This is a genomic window from Spirillospora sp. NPDC047279, assembly GCF_040643285.1.
Taxonomy (GTDB): domain Bacteria; phylum Actinomycetota; class Actinomycetes; order Streptosporangiales; family Streptosporangiaceae; genus Spirillospora.
Genome location: NZ_JBEYUA010000035.1, coordinates 1 through 18326, shown reverse-complemented (window position 1 = coordinate 18326; position 18326 = coordinate 1). Strand labels below are relative to the sequence as shown.

Genomic DNA, 18326 nt, shown 5'->3' with positions numbered 1-18326 from the left:
GCCGCCACGAGGGCGGCATGCCAGCCACTGTGTACAGGGTTGGTATGGGGGTGGTCGGTGGCCGTCAAGCATCGGTAATGCCTCGGCAAGCGTGCAGCTAGACGCAATGTGCCGCAGGGGCGGCTCGGCCAGCATTCCCTGCATGTCATCAGGCATGGCTTCCCAAGCCGACCGGCCCATCTTCGTCATCGGATGCCCGCGGTCGGGGACGACACTGCTGCAGCTCATGCTGCACTCGCACCAGCGGATCGCGATCCCGGCCGAGACCCGGTTCCTGCTCCCCGCCTACACGGCCCGGTGCGAATTCGGGGACCTCCGCGACAGCGCCAACAGACGCGCGCTGGGGGAGTGGATCACCGGCCGCAAGGAGACCAAGTTCAAGGACCTCGGTCTCGACGCCGCGCAGGTGGTGGACGAGATCGTCGACGGCCCGCCCACGATGGGCTCGGCGCTGGGCATCGTGTTCCGCGCGTACGCCCGCAAGTTCGGCAAGCCCCGCTGGGGCGACAAGCGGCCGAGCTACTTCAAGCACGTGCCCACGCTGCTGCGGATGTGGCCGGACGCGCAGTTCGTCCACCTCATCCGGGACGGCCGCGACTGTGTCGGGTCTCTCAAGGAGATGCCCTGGTACAAGCTCGACGTCAACCACGCGATCTCCGCGTGGCGCGAGGCGATCGACTACGGGCGGCGGTACGCGACCGATCTCGGCCCCGAGTCGTACTACGAGCTTCAGTACGAGCGGCTCGTGGCGGACCCGGCCGGGGAACTCTCGGGGTTGTGCGCGTTCCTGGGCGAGGAGTTCGACCCGGCGATGACGGCGCCGCAGGACATCGCCAAGCTGACCGTTCCGCCGCAGAAGCGGTGGCACGACCGCACCCACACCGCCGTCACGTCCGGCCGGGTCGGCGCGTGGTCCAAGCGCCTGGAGCCGTGGGAGATCGGCCTGGCGGAGTCGGCGTTCGGTGAGCGGCTGGCCGACTACGGCTACGAGCTCAGCGGCGCGCCCAAGCCCAGCCCGGCGATGCTCGGCAAGTTCGCCAAGACGGCCGCCCACCGGCGCATGTCGCAGCGCAAGAAGGACCTGCGCGACCGCTGGCAGCGCCGGTACGAGCCCGGTCCGGTCGAGTGCCTGCTGACGGCCGACACGGCCGAGTCCGCCGCGCTCACCTGAGCGGGCCGCCCGCTCGTGGCGGGTTCGGTGAACGCCTGATGGCAAGGCGCCGGACCCGCCACGTACCAACGGCCCCGCCGGCCCCGCCAGGTGCCGGTCAGTCGAGGGCGGCCAGCTGGTCGGCGAACCACCGCTGCGGCGGAAGCGCGGTCGCCGCGGCGGTCAGGCGGGCGCAGCGCGCGGCACGTTCCTCGGCCGGCATCAGCAGCGCCTGGTGCATCGTCTCGGCGGTCTGCGAGACGTCGTACGGGTTGACGATCAGCGCGTGGTCGCCGAGCTCGGCGGCGGCGCCGGCCTCGCGGGACAACACCAGCGCCGAGCCGCCCTCGGAGAGCACGGGGCCCTCCTTGGCCACGAGGTTCATGCCGTCCCTGATCGGGTTGACCACCAGGACGTCGGCCAGCCCGTAGGCGGCCAGCGAACGCGGGAAGTCGTCGTTCACCTGGAGGATCAGCGGCTCCCACTCGGCGGTCCCGAACTCGTCGGTGATCTGCTCCGCCATCCGCTGCACCGCCGCCGTGTACTCGCGGTACTCCGGCAGGTCGTGCCGGGAAGGGTAGGCGAACGCCAGGTGGACGACGCGGCCGCGCCATTCGGGATGGTTGGTGAGCATCTCGCGGTACGCGGCGAGGCCGCGGACGATGTTCTTGGAGAGCTCCGTGCGGTCGACCCGCACGATCAGCTTCCGGTCGCCGACCTGCTCGCGCAGCGCCTCCGCGCGCGCCACCACGTCCGGTTCGGCGGCGCGGTGCCGCAGCGACTCGCCGTCGACGCCCAGGCCGTGCACGCCCACCCGGGTCGTGTGCCCGGCCCTGGTGACCGTGCAGGCGGCACGGTCGACGCGCGCCCCCGGCAGGAGCTGCTCGCAGCAGTCGAGGAACGCCGCCGCCCACCGCGAGGTGAGGAAACCGGCGTGGTCGGCGCCGAGGATGCCCTCCAGGACCTGCGTGCCGATGTCGTCGGGCAGCAGCCGGAAGTACTCCGGCGGCGCCCAGGGCGTGTGCGAGAAGTGAACGATCTTCAGGTCGGGCCGCCGTTCGCGCAACATCTGCGGTGCCAGCGACAGGTGGTAGTCCTGGATGGCGGCCTTGGCGCCCGGCGCGGCGTCGCGAGCCAGGGCGTCGGCGAACGCGGCGTTGTAGGCCTCGTACGACTGCCAGTCACGGCGCGCCCTGGCGTCGAAGTGCGGGGCCCTCGGGGTGTCGTACAGCAGGTGGTGGACGAACCACAGGGTCGAGTTGGCGATGGCGTTGTACGCGCGATGGAACGTCGCGGCCGGGATGTCGAGCATCCGCACGGCCGCGCCGCCGGTGTCGTGGCCCGCCTCGTCCAGCCGCCCGTCCGGGGCCTGCCGCGCCGCCGCGCGGTCGGCTTCGCCGAGCGCCGCGCACACCCACAGCACATCCGGCGCCGGCTCGCGGGCCGGGCGGCCGGGGCCGCCGGTCACCGCGGCGAGTCCTGACACCAGGCCGCCCCCGCCCCGCCGCATGGAGAGCGTGCCTTCGTCGGACATGGAGAACGAGACCGGGCCACGGTTGGACGCCACCAGCACTTGGCTCATACCGAAAGGGTCTCAGTTGGTGTACGGCGAGATCAAAGTGACCCAGGTGAAACGGTCGGAGGTGTTCGTCACCTCCGCACGGGTAGACGGAGCGGATGGGGCGGCCGGAGGAGACCAAGAAAACGGTGCTCGTCGCGGGTGCGGCGAACCTGATCCTGGCGATCACCAAGCTGATCGCCGGTGCGTTCGCGGGATCGTCCGCGATGCTGGCGGAGGGGGCCCACTCGGTGGGAGACACCCTCAACCAGGGGTTCCTGCTCGCGTCGTTGCAGCGCAGCAAACGCCCGCCGGACCGGCGGCACCCGTTCGGCTACGGCAACGAGCGCTACTTCTGGTCGCTGCTCGCCGCGTTCGGCATCTTCGTCGCCGGCGCCGGATACTCGATCTTCGAGGGCATCCTGACGATCAGTGGCCACGAGAAGGGCGGCGAGCAGGTCTGGCTCGCGTTCGCCGTGCTCGGGCTGGCGTTCGTGCTCGAGGGAGCCTCCTGGATCCGGGCGTACTCGCAGGCCCGCGCGGAGGTGCGCGAGAACGGCCGGGACCTGATGGAGCACGTCCGCAAGACGCCGGACGTGACGTTCAAGGCGGCGCTCTTCGAGGACAGCGCCGCCGTGATCGGTCTGATCATCGCCGCCACCGGCCTGACGCTGCGGGAGGTCACCGGATCGTCGTTCTGGGACGGCCTGGCGTCGATCCTGATCGGCCTGCTGCTGGTCGTGGTCGCGTTCGCGCTCGGCCGCGACAGCCGTTCGCTGCTCATCGGCCAGGCCGCCGACCCCGCCGACCAGCGCGTGATCAGCGAGGTGATCACGTCGGCGCCCGGGGTGACCGGGATCGACGAGCTGCTCACCATGCACTTCGGCCCGGACGACCTGCTGGTCGCGGCCAAGGTGCACTTCTCCGACGACATCAGCGCGGACCAGGCCGAGGACACCGCCGAAGAGATCGATCGCCTGCTGCGCGAACGCCTGGAGATCGTCCGCCATGTCTTCCTGGACCCGACCCAGGAACGCCAGACCGGGCCGCCCCCGCGGGGCCGAGGCCGACGGCGCCGCCACCAGGCCGACCAGGAAGGATGGTCGGGTGTGGCCGGCAGGTCAGGGTGATCTCGGGGGCGGGTGGGTAATGTCTCATCCGGTGAGATCCGGCTGTCTGGCATCCGGTCAGATCATGTAAAGTCACGCATGTAGCCCGAAACTACAACCGGGCTCACTTGCACATACATAACTGAATAACGCTCATCTAGAGGGGTGCAGGGAGCACAGCGGCCATCGGGCCGGTCTTCCAGCTCAACCCCCGACACAACTGAATAACGCTCATCCAGAGGGGTGCAGGGAGCACAGCGGCCATCGGGCCGGTCTTCCAGCTCAACCCCCGACACAACTGAATAACGCTCATCCAGAGGGGTGGAGGGACCGGCCCTGCGAAGCCCCGGCAACCACCTGGTCAGTGCGCGCTCGCGATCCTGCGAGGCCGGCCAGGAGATGGTGCCAACTCCGGCCTGTGACCAAGGCGGCACAGGGAAGATGGGGAGAAAGGCCTCGCTCTCATGGCACTCACGCCTGCCACCACCGACCTCGGACCCGCTACCGGACTCGTCTGCCGCGAATGCGGCGACACCCGCGATCTGGGTCCCTACTACGCCTGCGAAGAGTGTTTCGGCCCGCTCGAGATCAAGTACGAGTTCGGCGACGTCACTCGTGCCTCGATCGAGGCGGGCCCCCGCAACATCTGGCGTTACCGCGGTCTGCTGCCCGTTCCCGGGAACGTCGCCGACACGCCCAACATCGAGCCGGGCCTGACCCGCCTCGTGCGCGCCGACCAGCTGGCCGAGTCGCTCGGCCTCCAGCGGCTGTGGGTGAAGGACGACAGCGGCAACCCGACCCACTCCTTCAAGGACCGCGTCGTCGCGGTGGCCTTGGCCGCCGCCCGCGAGCTCGGCTTCAAGGTGCTGGCCTGCCCGTCCACCGGCAACCTGGCGAACGCGGTGGCCGCGGCCGCCGCCCGCGCCGGCATCCGCAGCGCCGTCTTCGTGCCGTCCAACCTGGAGTCCCAGAAGATCATCACGACCGCGGTGTACGGCGGCACGTTCGTGACGGTCGACGGCAACTACGACGACGTCAACCGGCTCGCCTCGGAGATCGCCGGCGAGCAGGACGACTGGGCGTTCGTCAACGTCAACGTGCGGCCCTACTACGCCGAGGGCTCCAAGACCCTGGGCTACGAGATCGCCGAGCAGCTCGGCTGGCGGCTGCCCGACCAGATCGTGATCCCGATCGCGTCCGGCTCCCAGCTCACCAAGATCGACAAGGCGTTCCAGGAGCTCATCAAGCTCGGGCTCGTCGAGGACAAGCCCTACCGCGTGTTCGGCGCGCAGGCCGCGGGCTGCGACCCGGTGTCCGCCGCGTTCAAGGCCGGGCACGACGTGGTCCGCCCGGTCAAGCCGGACACCATCGCCAAGTCGCTGGCCATCGGCAACCCCGCCGACGGGCCGTACGTGCTCGACGTCGTCCGCCGCACCAACGGCTCGATCGAGGACGTCACCGACGAGCAGGTCATCGAGGGCATCCGGCTGCTGGCCGGCACCGAGGGCATCTTCGGCGAGACCGCGGGCGGCGTGACCGTCGGCGTGCTGAAGAAGCTCACCGAGTCCGGCGTGCTCGACCCGTCCGCCGAGACCGTGATCATCAACTCCGGCGACGGCCTCAAGACCCTGGACGCGATCGCGCCGGTGGTCGCCCCGACCGCCAACATCGCCCCGTCCCTCGACGCCTTCCGCGCCGCCGGCATCGCCTGACGACGTCCTCGTCCGACCCGTTCCAGAGGAGTAAGTGACATGAGCACGGTCTCTGTGCGCATCCCGACGATCCTGCGCACCTACACCGGCGGCGAGTCCGAGGTGAAGGCCGAGGGCGACACCCTGCGCGCGGTGGTCGCCGACCTGGACGCCGGCCACGCCGGCATCGCCGCCCGCATCCTCGACGACAACGGCAAGATCCGCCGCTTCGTCAACGTGTACGTGGGCGACGAGGACGTGCGCTTCGCCGAGGGCCTGGACACCCCGACCCCCGAGGGCTCCCAGATCTCCATCATCCCGGCGGTCGCCGGCGGCTGACCCGGACGGCCGGCGCGCGCGGGCGGCCCCCGGCGCGCCGTCCGGCGGTCACCGGCCCGTTCCGCGCTCGTCGCCTGCCTGTTCCCTGCTCGTTCCCGGCTCGCCATCCGCGAAGGACGGCGGGCCGGATCGTGTCCCGTCCCGTCGCCATCACCTCCCGATCGTGTGCTTTTGTCCTGATAGATCGGGTAAAGGGCGAGCATGGGGATAGCGGAGGACGTCGCGGGTACCGTGCTGGCCCACCCCGACGTGAGCGAGGTGGAGCTGATCGGCTCCCGGGCGCGGGGCACCGCGACCGAGGTGTCGGACTGGGACTTCCACGTGGCCGCGGAGGACTTCGGCCAGGTGGCCGCCGACCTGCCGCGGCTGATGTCCCCGTACGAGCCGCTCGCCGCGCAGTGGGACCGGCTCGGCGACCACGAGAGCTACCTGCTCATCTTCGCCGGCCCGGCCAAGATCGACCTGATCTTCCCGGACGTGCCGCGCAGCTGGAACCCGCCCTGGCGGATCGGCCCCGACACGCTCGCCGCGGTGGACGCGCATTTCTGGGACTGGTCGCTCTGGCTGGTGAGCAAGCGCCGTCACGGAATGGCCGACCGGGTCCGCGGCGAACTGCTCAAGATGAGCCGTCACCTGCTCGAACCCCTCGGCATCACCGCCATGCCGGGGTCGCTGGAAGAGGCCGCCGACCGTTACAAGCGTGCCCGCGACAGGCTGGAGACCCGGTACGGAATGCGCGTCTCACGGCGCCTCGAAGAGGAGGTCCTGCCCCTCGTCCGGGCTTCTGATGATGACCATTACCGGCCGTCGAGACTTCGGTCGTAAGGGCTGTCACGGACATCTGCCCGCCTATATGGTCAACCCCGATCATGCCGGGTTGACCCCGTCGCGGCCCTCTCCGGGCCGCGGAGACACGGCCTCTGGTCGCCGGGCCTCGCGTAGAAGGGGCGGGGTCCGCGGGCGTCATACCGTGGCCGGGGGTCACGGACGAGCGGCAGGTTTTCCGAATGGCTCAGGGCACAGTCAAGTGGTTCAACGCCGACAAGGGGTACGGCTTCATCGCGGTCGACGGCGGCCGCGACGTGTTCGTGCACTACTCGGCCATCCAGATGGACGGATTCCGCAGTCTCGAACAGGGCCAGCGGGTCGAGTTCGAGATCACGCAGAGCGACCGCGGGCCGCAGGCGGACGTCGTCCGCGCCGTCTGAGCGGAAGCCCTCCGGCAACCGGTGCCGCGGGCCCGGCGTCACAGTGACATGAACGTCGATCATTCGCGCCGCCCGGGCAGCCCGCTCCCGCGGTCACGGACGGCGTGGAGTACGGCGCCTACCCGGGCGGCGACATCTCGACCACCAACAGCGTCTGCGGCTCCGGCTGACCGTCACCCTCCCGGGATACCACCGTCCATCCGGCCCGGGCGCTCGTGCGGATGGGGAGCGCGAACGTTCTGGAGCCTCGGCCGGTCACTCGCTCCGTAGTCGGCGTAGTTCCGCCGGGCCTCGGTGAGGCTGAGCCTGCGGTTGGGCCCGCCGCGCACCTCATCGGCGTCATGGTCGTCCTGCCCGTCGTCCTCCCAGAAGCACACGGGGCAGATCTCGTTGTAACCCCGCTCTTCAAGCGTCAGGTGAGCACAGCACGGGCACGCGTACGGCTCGCCTCTCGGCGCCCGCCGCACGTTGATGAACATCCGAGAAATCCTCGCCCCCGAGCCCGCCGCCCACAACCCACCTGCCTGATCGAGCCTCCACCCCAGGCCCGACGGCCAGGCCGGGCTTCCCAGATCAGAGGCCCCGCCAGAAGCTTTCCGCCGGCGGCGCAGGGCAGTCGAGGCTGACCTGGGCGGGAATGTTCGTCGCTTGCACTCGACAGGGTAGAGTGCTAAACAAACGGTTGGCACTCACCTGTGGAGAGTGACAATCCCACAGTCTGGGTCGGGGCGATGAGGCCCTGTTCCCGGCGGCGGAATGGAAGCCGTCCGGGATGGGGCCGTCCGTCGCGGGCGTCGGCTCGATCCGTCATAGCCACCTTGTTCCGGGAGGACTGGAGCCTATGGCTGCAAAGATGATCGCGTTCGACGAAGAGGCCCGCCGCGGCCTCGAGCGCGGCATGAACCAGCTCGCTGATGCAGTAAAGGTCACCCTTGGTCCCAAGGGTCGCAACGTCGTGCTGGAGAAGAAGTGGGGCGCTCCCACGATCACCAACGACGGTGTGTCGATCGCCAAGGAGATCGAGCTCGAGGACCCGTGGGAGAAGATCGGGGCCGAGCTGGTCAAGGAAGTCGCCAAGAAGACCGACGACGTCGCCGGTGACGGCACGACGACGGCCACCGTCCTGGCGCAGGCGCTGGTCCGCGAGGGCCTGCGCAACGTCGCCGCGGGCGCCAACCCGATGTCCCTCAAGCGGGGCATCGAGGCGGCCGTGGAGCGCGTGAGCGAGGAGCTGTCCAAGCTTGCCAAGGATGTGGAGACCAAGGAGCAGATCGCTTCCACGGCCTCCATCTCCGCCGGCGACGCGCAGATCGGCGAGATGATCGCCGAGGCGATGGACAAGGTCGGCAAGGAAGGCGTCATCACCGTCGAGGAGAGCAACACCTTCGGGCTCGAACTCGAGCTCACCGAGGGCATGCGCTTCGACAAGGGCTACATCTCGCCGTACTTCGTCACCGACCCCGAGCGGATGGAAGCGGTCCTCGAGGACCCGTACATCCTGATCGTTCAGGGCAAGGCGTCGGCCAACAAGGACCTGCTGCCCGTCCTCGAGGGCGTCATGCAGTCCGGCAAGCCGCTGCTGATCATCGCTGAGGACGTCGAGGGCGAGGCCCTGGCCACGCTCGTCGTCAACAAGATCCGCGGCATCTTCAAGTCCGTGGCCGTCAAGGCCCCGGGCTTCGGTGACCGCCGCAAGGCCATGCTGGGCGACATCGCCACGCTGACCGGCGGCCAGGTCATCAGCGAGGACGTCGGCCTCAAGCTGGAGAACACCTCCCTCGACATGCTGGGCCGCGCCCGCAAGATCGTGGTGTCCAAGGACGAGACCACGATCGTCGACGGTGCCGGTGACGCCAACGAGATCGCGGGCCGGGTCAACCAGATCCGTACCGAGATCGACAACACCGACTCCGACTACGACCGCGAGAAGCTCCAGGAGCGTCTCGCCAAGCTGGCCGGCGGCGTCGCCGTCATCAAGGCCGGCGCGGCGACCGAGGTCGAGCTCAAGGAGCGCAAGCACCGCATCGAGGACGCCGTTCGCAACGCGAAGGCGGCCGTCGAGGAGGGCATCGTCCCCGGCGGTGGCGTGGCGCTGATCCAGGCGGGCGCCCCGGCGTTCGACAAGCTGGAGCTCCAGGGCGACGAGGCCACCGGTGCGGCCATCGTCAAGCGCGCTCTGGAGGAGCCGCTCAAGCAGATCGCGGTCAACGCCGGTCTCGAGGGCGGCGTCGTGGTGGAGAAGGTCCGCAACCTGACCCCGGGTGAGGGCCTCAACGCCGCGACCGGCGAGTACGTGAACATGTTCGACACGGGCATTCTCGACCCGGCCAAGGTGACCCGCTCGGCGCTGCAGAACGCGTCGTCGATCGCGGCGCTGTTCCTCACCACCGAGGCCGTCATCGCGGAGAAGCCGGAGAAGTCCTCTGCTCCGGCCATGCCCGACGGCGCCGGCGGCATGGACTTCTAAGTCCGAGGCCGTACGACGTTCGTACGCATGCGAAGGGGCGGTCCCATCGGGGCCGCCCCTTTCGCGTTCCCTGGGTTGGCTGGGTTCCGCCATGTGATCCGCCGGTGATCCTCTTCCGGGCGTGACCGAAGCTTGGCAGGATCGGTGGGGTGAGCGATCTTTTCAACTCCCCGGTACTGAAGATCGACCAGCCGAGGGGCGTGCCGTCCGCGAAGTCGAAGTACACCGTGAAGGACGGCCAGGGGACCCTGCTCGCCCAGGCGTCCGAGCACGACGTCGGGGTCGCCCGCCAGGCGGTCCGCACGGTGTTCGGCGGCGGCGGCAGGCGTTCGGTCCTGGTCGAGAACGCGCACGGCGTGCCGGTGCTCGCCATCGAGACGCGGAGCTCGCGGGATACGCTGATCAGCGCACCCGGCGGGGCCCTCTACGGATCGATCCAGATCGACGACTACGACTGGCGGTACAAGCTGCTGGACGCCGCCGAGCGGTTCGTCGGCCGCCTCGACGGCAACAGGGTCGCCCGCAAGTTCAAGGTGCTCGACGCCGCCGGCCACCACGTCGCGCAGGTCGACAAGAAGTGGAAGGGCGCGATGACCGAGATCCTGACCTCGGCGGACCGCTACCGGGTGGAGTTCCACCACCCGTTGCCCGACCCGCTGCGCGTCCTGGTCGTGGCCGCGCCGATCGCGCTGGACCTCATGCTGTACGAGGACAAGGACTGGATCCCCGGCTAGGCAGGCGGCGCCGGATCGCCTGTGGCGGGAGGGTGGGGGCATACCGGACTTCCGCTCCTTCGCCCGACCCTTACGCGTAAGGGACTTTCGCGTCAGGACGGACCTTGGCAGGATCGCCGGGTGTGAGCGATCTCTTCGAATCCCCCGTGCTCAGGGTCGAACAGCCCCGCAAGGCTCCCCTCGGCAAGACGCAGTACAAGGTGCTCGACGGCAAGGGCACGCTCCTCGCCGTCGCGACCGAGACCACCGACCGCACCCCGCGCGAGTCCCTCAAGACGATGTTCCCCGGCAAGTCCGAGATGGACGCGCACCTGCTCGAGGTGTGCACGACCGAGGGCGACCCGCTGTACTACGTGGACAAGGCCCAGGGCCGCATGCTGACCGCGATCCGCCGGCCGGACGGGGAGCTCGTCGGCGCCTTCCGCACCGAACGTGTGGGCCGCCTCTACACGCTGCGCGACGACGACAACAAACGGTTCGGCGAGATCGAGGGCGACGTGCCCCGCCGCAACTTCACCGTCAAGAACGCCGACGGCGTCAAGGTCGCCCAGATACAGAAGAAGTGGGCCGGCATCGCGACCCACCTCCTCACCACCGCCGACCGCTACACCGTCGACATCAAGGACCCCGTTCCCGAGCCTCTCCGCACGATGGCCGTGCTGACCGCCATCGTCATGGACATGTTCCTGCACGAGTCCAAGGACTTCACCTGACCCGCGCCCGGCCGGCCACGGCCCGTCACTCGGTCCGGAGGGCGGACGCCGTACGGATCCGGGCGGCCCAGGTGGCAGGCAGCAGGGCGCCCGCCGTCGCGATCGCCAGGCCGCCCAGCAGGAGGACGGCCAGCAGCAGCGGGCTGTAGGCGTCCATCACCTCGGCGGGCAGGCCGGTGCCGGCGCTCTCGCCCATCACGGGCAGCACCCGGGCGTGCAGGGCGAGGCCGAGCGGTACGCCGGCCGCTCCCGCGACCAGCCCGATCCCGGCGACCGAGGTGAGGACCATGGTGGTCGTCTGCCCTGGCGTCATCCCGAGGGCCCGGACGACGCCGAGATCGTGCGTGCGTTCCCGGGTGTCGAGCACGACCGTGTTGAGGACGCCCAGCCCGGCGACCGCGACGAGCACCAGCGTGAGCATCCCGGCGAGGGTGTCCATGGCGATGATCGTCACGCTCGTCTCGGTCGTGTTGGGCATGCCCTGCGAGCCGAGCGGCCGCAGCGTCGTGTTGAGCGACGCGAGGTAGGCCCGCACCTCGGTGCCGGGCGCGAGGTCCACGTTGAACTGGACGGAGTCGGCCGGGATCTCGACGCGCAGCGCGGCCAGGGACGCGGCGGGGGTCAGGACCGTCATCCCCTCGTCGCTCAGGTCCAGCGCCTCGCCGACGATGCGCACCGGCGCGCTGCGCCCCTCGTCCGTCAGGGTGACGGTGTCGCCGACGCGCGTCCCGGTGGCCTTGAGGAACCCGGTGGGGACGACCGCCTCGCCGGGCGCCCGGAACCAGCGGCCCGAGATCATCGCGAACGAGCCCCAGGACGCGTCGCCCGCGTAGGCCTGCACGTTCGTCGTGCCCGCGCGTCCGGCCACGCCGACCTGCGTCCGGGCCGTGCTGAAGTACGCGCGGGTGCCCGGCTGCGCGGCGATCTTCGCGGCGATCACCGCCGGGTCCGTGCCCTCGGCGGGCCCAGGCCCCTTCCCCGCGGCTCCGGGGGGCCGCCCGGGAGCTTCGGGAGCGTTCGGCGGCGGGGCCTCGTGGCTCTCCTGCGGAGGGCCGGCGGCATGGACGATGACCTCGCCCGGCGAGCGGCGGTCACGGCTGTCCTCGATGGTGTGCAGCGAGATGAGCAGCCCGGCGCAGAACGTGACCCCGGCCGTGCCGAGCACCACCGACGCGACCATCGTCGCCGAACGGGCGGGCCTGCTGAACGGGTCGGCCAGGCCGAGGCTCACCGGGCGCGGCAGCGGCAGCCCGCCGAGCACGCGGCGCAGGCCGCGCCCGCGCCCCGCCGTGCGGCTGGTCCGGCCGACGGCGATCGCGTCGATCGTGCGCAGCCGTCCGGCGCGGAGGGCCGGGACCAGCGCGGTCACGCCGACGACGGCGAGCGCGGCGAGGGAGACCGCGACGTCGACCCACACGGCGATCGTCAGGGAACCGGCGCCGTACGCGTCCTCCGCCTGGCGCATCACGGGAATCGCCAGCAGGTTGGCGAGCACGACGCCGAGGGCGGTACCGGCCGTGGCCGGGAGCAGCGCCTGCACGACGTAGGCCCGCACGACCTGCGCGGGCGTGAAGCCGAGCGACTTCAGGATCCCGATGCGCCGTGTCGCCGCGCTGACCGCGCCGCTCACGACCACCACGATGATCAGGATCGACATGGCCAGGCCGAGCACGCCGAAGGCCACCACGAACGGCACGAACGTCGCGGAGGTGCGCTCGGCGACCAGCTTGATCCTCAGGTACGAGGTCGCCCCGTCCAGCGCGCCGCGCGGCAGGGCGGCGGTGATCGCGGCGCGGGCCCGCGCCAGGTCGGCGTCCGTGGCGGCGGCGTGGAGCCGGTACCGCATCTGGTACGAGCGGGGCACGCCGGGAACGCCGAGGACCGCGGACTCCTGGGGTGAGACCCACGCGTCCGCCGTGCGGCTCACCGACCTGGCGCGGCCGACCACGGTCAGCGCGGGACGGCCCGGCAGGGCGGTGAAGGTGAGCCGGTCGCCGATCCCGACCGGCGGGCCGTCGGCGCTCACCACGATCTGGCCCCGCGCGTTCGCCCACCTGCCCTCGGCGAGGTCGAGCCGGTCGATGCCCCCTCCCGTACGGTCCCGTCCGGCGATGGTCATCGGCGGCAGCTGCATCCCCGGCGGTACGCCCCGCCCCTCGAACGGGCCGCCGCTCTGCGCGCCCGGCGTGACCGCGGGACGCAGCGAGACCATCGGGTCGGGCCCGGCCGCGGTCGCCACCCCCGGTGCCCGCGCGGTGGCGGCCACCTGCGGGGCGGTGGCCGCGGCCCCGTCGACCAGCACCGTGAGATGAGCGCCGTTCTGCCGCGCGAACGCGTTCGCGAACGGTGCCCGGGACGCCACGACGAGCCCGGCGGCCAGCACCGACGCCGTCACCGCCATCGTCACCGTCAAGGTCATCACCAGGGTCTGGACGCGCCGCCGGCCCACGCCGGCGCGCACCACCCCGCCCAGCGCGCTCACCGGACCACCGCCGCGCCGCGGACGTCACGGTGGATCCCGCCGTCGACCAGCTCGATGGTCCGGGTGGCGCACGCGTTCGCGAGCGCGACGTCATGCGTGACCAGCACGAGCGTCTGCCCGTCGCCGTTCAGCTCGGCCAGCAGCGCGATCACCTCCGCCGCGGACGCGGTGTCCAGCGCTCCCGTCGGCTCGTCCGCCAGCAGCAGCGCCGGGCGGTTGACCAGCGCCCGTGCGACCGCGACCCGCTGCCGCTGCCCGCCGGACAGCTGCCCGGGGTAGGCCCGGGCGTGGTGCGGCTGGAGGCCGAGCCGTTCCAGGAGCCGGGCGGCCCGGTCACGCGCCTCGTCCCGCGGCATCCCGGCCAGCCGCGCCGGCAGCAGCACGTTGTCGTCGACGGTCAGATCGTCCAGCAGGTTGAAGAACTGGAAGACCATGCCGATCCGGTCCCGGCGGTACCGGGCCGAGGCCGCCTCGGACATCCCGTCGAGCCGCAGGCCCGCCACGGTGACGCTGCCGTCGCTGGGCCTGTCCAGCCCGGCGACCAGGTTGAGCAGCGTCGACTTGCCGCTGCCCGACGGGCCGAGCACGGCCAGCGCCTCGCCCTGCTCCACCTCCAGGTCGAGATGGTCGAGCGCGGGTCTGCCCGCGTCGTACTTCTTGCTCACATCGCGCAGCTCGATGATCGGCGCGGCCATGGGTGTCCTCCACGAAGGGGGCGGTCGGTTGGCCCCCGACGCTAGGAGCGGCGGCCCGGGCACCGCGTCGCACACGATGACGACATCGCCCACCCCGCGGGGACGACGCCGGCGCGGGTCATCCCTGAGATGTACGAGGGCGGAGGACGTCTCCTGGTCATCGAGACGGATGCCGGGGTAGTGCCCGTTTTGCGACACTGTCCCGGTGAGCAGCACCAGAGCCGCACACCGGCCGACACCCCCGGCCGTTGGCGGACCGGCCGGCCTCCCGCGCGGACCGGCCGCCTTCCTACGTGAGCTGACCGGACGCGTGTTCGGCCGGACCGCCGAGCCCCCGCAGCGCATGTCGCGCTGGTCGTGGACGGCGGACGCGGGGCTGGGCCTGGCGATCGCCGTGAGCGCGGTCCAGGCCGCCCTGAGCGAGAACGACGGCCCGGACCTCGCGCCTCCCTCGTACAGGATGGAGGAGGGCGCGCCGCCGATCCCCGAAGCGCCCGTCGCGCCACCGAAGCCACCCGCCTTCGGGCCCGGCATGCCGCTGGAGACCGTCGCCCAGCACGGCGGCTCCGCCGGCCTGTGGCAGATCCTCCTGACCCTGGTGATCGCGCTGCCGCTCATCGTCCGGCGCCGGTATCCGCTGGGGGCGTTCTGGACGATCGTCACCGCGTCGATGCTCTACGACGCCGCCGCCGGCTTCGACACCGCGTTCGTCTTCACCGCCTGCGTCATCGCGGGCTACAGCGCCGTCGTCTACAGCCCGTACCAGCCGCTCGCCACGGGCAGCGTCGTGGTCGGCGCGGTCCTGTTCGTCGCCGACCACAAGGCCGGCCTGAGCACGTTCGACACGGGTTTCAGCACGTCACTGTCCCTGCTCCTGCTGTTCCTCGCCGCGAACGCCCTGCACAGCTGGCGCCAGCGCATGCGCTCGCTGGAGGCGAGGCAGGAGGCGGCGACACGGATGGCCGTCGAGCGCGAACGTTCCCGCATCGCGGGGGAGCTCCACGACGTCGTCACCCACAATGTGAGCATGATGGTGGTCCAGACCGGAGCGGCCAGGAAGGTCATGTCGGCGTCGCCGGAACGGGCCGAGCAGGCGCTCCTCGCCGTCGAGTCCGGAGGCCGCGCCGCGCTGACCGAGCTGCGCCACGTCATGGGGCTGCTCACGATGAACGGGGACGACCCCGACCAGCTCGACAGCGACGACCTGGCGCCGCCGCCCGGACTGGGGCAGATCGAGACGCTCGTCGCCCGCGTCCGCGGCACCGGAATCCCCGTCGAGCTGAACATGACCGGCACGCCCGTGCCACTGCCGCCCGGCATCGACCTCGCCGTCTACCGGGTCGTCCAGGAGGCGCTGACCAACACCGCCAAGCACGCCGCGGGCGCGAGCGTGACGATCACGATCGACCACGGCCCGCGCGCGTTGTGCCTGGACGTGACCGACACCGGCGGCCGTCCGGCCCCCGCCGCCCGCACCGGCACCGGACGGGGCCTCATCGGCATGCGCGAACGGCTCGCCGTCTACGGCGGCACCCTCGACGCGGGCCCGTCACCGAACGGCGGATACCGCGTGCACGCCGTCGTTCCGCTGGAGGACGTCCGGTGACCGACCGGCCCCGCGTGGTGATCGCCGACGACCAGGCCCTGGTCCGCACCGGCTTCGCGATGATCCTCGCCGCGGACGGCATCGACGTCGTCGCCGAGGCCGCCGACGGCGCGCAGGCCGTCGCGGCCGTCCGGCGAGACCGCCCCGACGTCGTCCTCATGGACATCCGCATGCCCGAGGTCGACGGGCTCGAGGCCACCCGCCGCATCCTGACCGCCCCCGCCGAGGCGCCGCCCCGGATCATCATCCTGACCACCTACGACCTGGACCGGTACGTGTACGCGGCGCTGGCCGCCGGAGCCAGCGGTTTCCTCCTCAAGGACGTCTCGCCCGAACACCTGGTGGCGGCGGTCCGCCTGGTCCGCACCGGCGACGCGCTCCTGGCCCCCGCCATCACACGCCGCCTCGTCGAACGTTTCTCGCCGCGCGAGGACGGAGCCCTTCACCGCGACCTCTCCGTGCTGACCCCCCGCGAGGTGGAGGTCATGCAGCTCCTCGCGCGCGGCCTCAGCAACGCCGAACTCGCCGCGAGCCTGCACCTCAGCGAGACGACCGTGAAGACCCACGTCACCCGCATCCTGTCCAAACTCGACCTCCGCGACCGAGCCCAGGCCATAGTCGTCGCCTACGAGACCCGCCTGGTAACCCCCGGAAACCCCTGACCCCGCCCACCCCGGACCGACACACACCCACCAGGGACCCGCCGCCCCCGACCACCCCCAGACCACACCACCCCGGACCACACCCACCGCCGACAGCCCCATCGTCGACACGTCCAGCGGGGACATGGGGCGAGCACGTCCCGCGGGGATAGGGAGCAGGTCCAGCGGCGACACGTGCGACGGCGACCGGTGCGACGGCGACCGCGCCAAGGGGAGCACCTGCGGCGGGGAGCACGTGCCGCAGGGATGCGTTCAGCGGGGGCACGTGCTGCAGGAACGTTGCGATGGGGCACGTTCAGCGGGGATACGTGGTGCGAGGACGTCGCGTGGGCACACGTCACGGGGACACGTGCGGCGAAGCCATGTCCAGCGAGGACGTGCCGCAGGGAGCACGTGCGACGGAGACCCGTGGGCCGAGTACACGTGCGGCGGGAGCACGTACCGCAGCAACACGTTCAGCGAAGGCAGGTGCGGCGGGGACTCGCTCGGCGGGACACGTTCCGCGGCGACATGTTCAGCGGGGCCCGTGTGGCGGGATACGCCCAGCGAGACCGCATGGCGCGGGTGAGTACGTGCCGCAGGGACACGTTCAGAGGGCCTGTGTGGCGGAGGCCAGGTGCCTTGGAAACCTGTGCGGCGAGGACACGTGCGGCGGGAGCACGTACGCAGGGGACACGTTCAGCGGGGCGGGCACGGCGAGGACTCGCTCGGCAGCGACACGCTCAACGGGGGTAGGCCCAGCGGGGTTACGCCCAGCGGGGGCACGCATGGCGAAGGCATGTTCAGCGGGGGCACGCGCGGCGGGGCTAGATGCCTTGGGAACCCGTGTGGTGAAGACAAATGCGGCGGAGCCATGGCGGGTGGGGGTGGGCAGGTGTGGTTGGAGGCGGGGCGCATGGGTGGCCTGGCGATGGGGGAGGCCGGGCTTTCGGTGGCGCCCGTGGCGAGGTACGTTCCGATCGTGCAGGCCATTCGCGGGCGCTCGAACGGTTGGTGGATCTCACCGGCCATCCCCACGATCGCCAACTTCGTCCTGGCCACGCTCTGGGGGTTCTCGGCCCTGGGAGGCTGGGGCGACGCGGCCTTCTGCGGGGAGGCGGGGGAGCACGACCCGTCATGCGGAGCGGCCTTCGACGTTGCCGTGCGGTTCTCCGTTCCGCCGGCGGTCCTGGCGGCGGCGATCGTACTGATGGCCTGGTCCGTCCCGTCGATCCGCCGTAACTCCGACCGCCTCGACACCCTGCTGGTGATCGCCGCCTGCATCTGGGTGGCCGCCGAGGGCGTGCTCTTCATCGGCGGACTCATTGCCCAAAGCTGAAGAAACCTGCATGGCTCGCGGCGAGTCGGGAATAGGCGGACGATGGACCGCCGTTACCGAACAGGGACAGAACGCGGCTTGGACTCGCCATCCACTGGTCTGACCTGCCGTTCTTCTGTCCTGGCGGATGGTGGAATGGCCGACGGAGCGCGACACGCCACATCGAGTTCGGCCAGTCGGTTTGACGTTCGGTCCGCGTGGGCATACTGTTCTCTTCGCCCCACAGGGAAGCGGGACGCCTGCACAGGCGGCCGACCTGAGGGGAAACCACCAACGATCACCGGGTCTGGATCTCCATGCCCGAAGTCCGCGGTGCGTCGGAATTGGCTGATTTGGATAACTCGGCTGGATCTGATGAAATGGCAACACCACTCCGTAAGGGCCGCGAAAGCGGATCTGAAAGAGTGTTGTCGGAAAAGCCAGGCAAATTGACAAGCCGAGCGGATCTGATAAAGTAAATGAGTCGCCTCCGAGCGGGAATCGCGAAAGCGAAACCTAACGGTGGGTGTCCGTTTCTTGAGAACTCAACAGCGTGTTAAAAGCCAGTGCCTTTATAGATCAGGCTGTGCCTGGTCTCCCCGTGGCTGTGACTTT

16 protein-coding genes and 1 riboswitch are annotated in these 18326 nt (G+C 70.8%); of the genes, 12 read left to right on the top strand and 4 right to left on the bottom strand.

Going from position 1 to position 18326, the window contains the following annotated elements:
* Nucleotides 1-154: 154 nt before the first annotated feature.
* On the top strand, nt 155-1171 hold the full coding sequence (locus ABZ810_RS46710) for a sulfotransferase (protein WP_358414994.1): 1017 nt from the start codon (nt 155-157) through the stop codon (nt 1169-1171).
* Between the two features lie 97 nt (nt 1172-1268).
* On the opposite strand, the gene ABZ810_RS46705 is transcribed toward ABZ810_RS46710, so the two are convergent.
* A complete protein-coding gene (locus tag ABZ810_RS46705) occupies nt 1269-2732 on the bottom strand; it encodes a trehalose-6-phosphate synthase (RefSeq protein WP_358414991.1) in 1464 nt (487 codons plus the stop codon).
* 95 nt (nt 2733-2827) lie between these two features.
* Between ABZ810_RS46705 and ABZ810_RS46700 the strand changes: the two genes are divergently transcribed.
* The 5 genes from ABZ810_RS46700 (at nt 2828) to ABZ810_RS46680 (ending at nt 7055) form a co-directional block, all read left to right on the top strand.
* Entirely contained in the window at nt 2828-3838 is a 1011-nt protein-coding gene (locus ABZ810_RS46700) for a cation diffusion facilitator family transporter (protein ID WP_358414988.1), read from the top strand.
* Between the two features lie 285 nt (nt 3839-4123).
* Nucleotides 4124-4265, top strand: a riboswitch (SAM riboswitch).
* Nucleotides 4266-4281: 16 nt separating this feature from the next.
* Nucleotides 4282-5529 (top strand): threonine synthase, encoded by a 1248-nt coding sequence (gene thrC / locus ABZ810_RS46695; RefSeq protein ID WP_358414985.1) that lies wholly within the window; start codon nt 4282-4284, stop codon nt 5527-5529.
* Between the two features lie 39 nt (nt 5530-5568).
* Entirely contained in the window at nt 5569-5847 is a 279-nt protein-coding gene (locus ABZ810_RS46690) for a MoaD/ThiS family protein (RefSeq protein WP_358414982.1), read from the top strand.
* Between the two features lie 201 nt (nt 5848-6048).
* A complete protein-coding gene (locus ABZ810_RS46685) occupies nt 6049-6672 on the top strand; it encodes a hypothetical protein (protein WP_358414979.1) in 624 nt (207 codons plus the stop codon).
* 182 nt (nt 6673-6854) lie between these two features.
* Nucleotides 6855-7055: a cold-shock protein gene (locus ABZ810_RS46680; RefSeq protein WP_358414976.1), complete on the top strand. Its 201-nt coding sequence runs from the start codon at nt 6855-6857 to the stop codon at nt 7053-7055.
* 173 nt (nt 7056-7228) lie between these two features.
* On the opposite strand, the gene ABZ810_RS46675 is transcribed toward ABZ810_RS46680, so the two are convergent.
* Entirely contained in the window at nt 7229-7534 is a 306-nt protein-coding gene (locus ABZ810_RS46675; protein ID WP_358414973.1) for a CPCC family cysteine-rich protein, read from the bottom strand.
* A gap of 362 nt (nt 7535-7896) precedes the next feature.
* Between ABZ810_RS46675 and groL the strand changes: the two genes are divergently transcribed.
* The 3 genes from groL to ABZ810_RS46660 all read left to right on the top strand — a co-directional run bounded on the left by groL (nt 7897) and on the right by ABZ810_RS46660 (nt 10969).
* The gene (gene groL / locus ABZ810_RS46670) at nt 7897-9522 is read left to right on the top strand and encodes a chaperonin GroEL (protein WP_358414970.1); all 1626 of its coding nucleotides are present in this window, start codon (nt 7897-7899) and stop codon (nt 9520-9522) included.
* A 149-nt stretch (nt 9523-9671) separates the two neighbouring features.
* Nucleotides 9672-10256 (top strand): phospholipid scramblase-related protein, encoded by a 585-nt coding sequence (locus tag ABZ810_RS46665; protein ID WP_358414967.1) that lies wholly within the window; start codon nt 9672-9674, stop codon nt 10254-10256.
* 122 nt (nt 10257-10378) lie between these two features.
* A complete protein-coding gene (locus ABZ810_RS46660; RefSeq protein WP_358414965.1) occupies nt 10379-10969 on the top strand; it encodes a phospholipid scramblase-related protein in 591 nt (196 codons plus the stop codon).
* A gap of 25 nt (nt 10970-10994) precedes the next feature.
* Here the strand turns inward: ABZ810_RS46660 and ABZ810_RS46655 are convergent, their stop codons facing one another.
* Together ABZ810_RS46655 and ABZ810_RS46650 are read right to left on the bottom strand one after the other, a co-directional pair.
* The gene (locus ABZ810_RS46655; protein ID WP_358414962.1) at nt 10995-13451 is read right to left on the bottom strand and encodes an FtsX-like permease family protein; all 2457 of its coding nucleotides are present in this window, start codon (nt 13449-13451) and stop codon (nt 10995-10997) included.
* Nucleotides 13448-14146 carry an ABC transporter ATP-binding protein gene (locus tag ABZ810_RS46650; protein WP_358414959.1) on the bottom strand — a complete coding sequence of 233 codons (699 nt, stop codon included), beginning with the start codon at nt 14144-14146 and terminating at the stop codon, nt 13448-13450. Before ABZ810_RS46650 ends, ABZ810_RS46655 begins: the two co-directional genes overlap by 4 nt.
* Before the next feature lie 205 nt (nt 14147-14351).
* Between ABZ810_RS46650 and ABZ810_RS46645 the strand changes: the two genes are divergently transcribed.
* The 3 genes from ABZ810_RS46645 to ABZ810_RS46635 all read left to right on the top strand — a co-directional run bounded on the left by ABZ810_RS46645 (nt 14352) and on the right by ABZ810_RS46635 (nt 17732).
* Complete coding sequence (locus tag ABZ810_RS46645) at nt 14352-15752, top strand: histidine kinase (protein WP_358414956.1); 1401 nt, start codon at nt 14352-14354, stop codon at nt 15750-15752.
* Entirely contained in the window at nt 15749-16414 is a 666-nt protein-coding gene (locus ABZ810_RS46640) for a response regulator transcription factor (protein ID WP_358414954.1), read from the top strand. Before ABZ810_RS46645 ends, ABZ810_RS46640 begins: the two co-directional genes overlap by 4 nt.
* Before the next feature lie 895 nt (nt 16415-17309).
* Entirely contained in the window at nt 17310-17732 is a 423-nt protein-coding gene (locus ABZ810_RS46635; RefSeq protein ID WP_358414952.1) for a hypothetical protein, read from the top strand.
* Nucleotides 17733-18326: the final 594 nt, after the last annotated feature.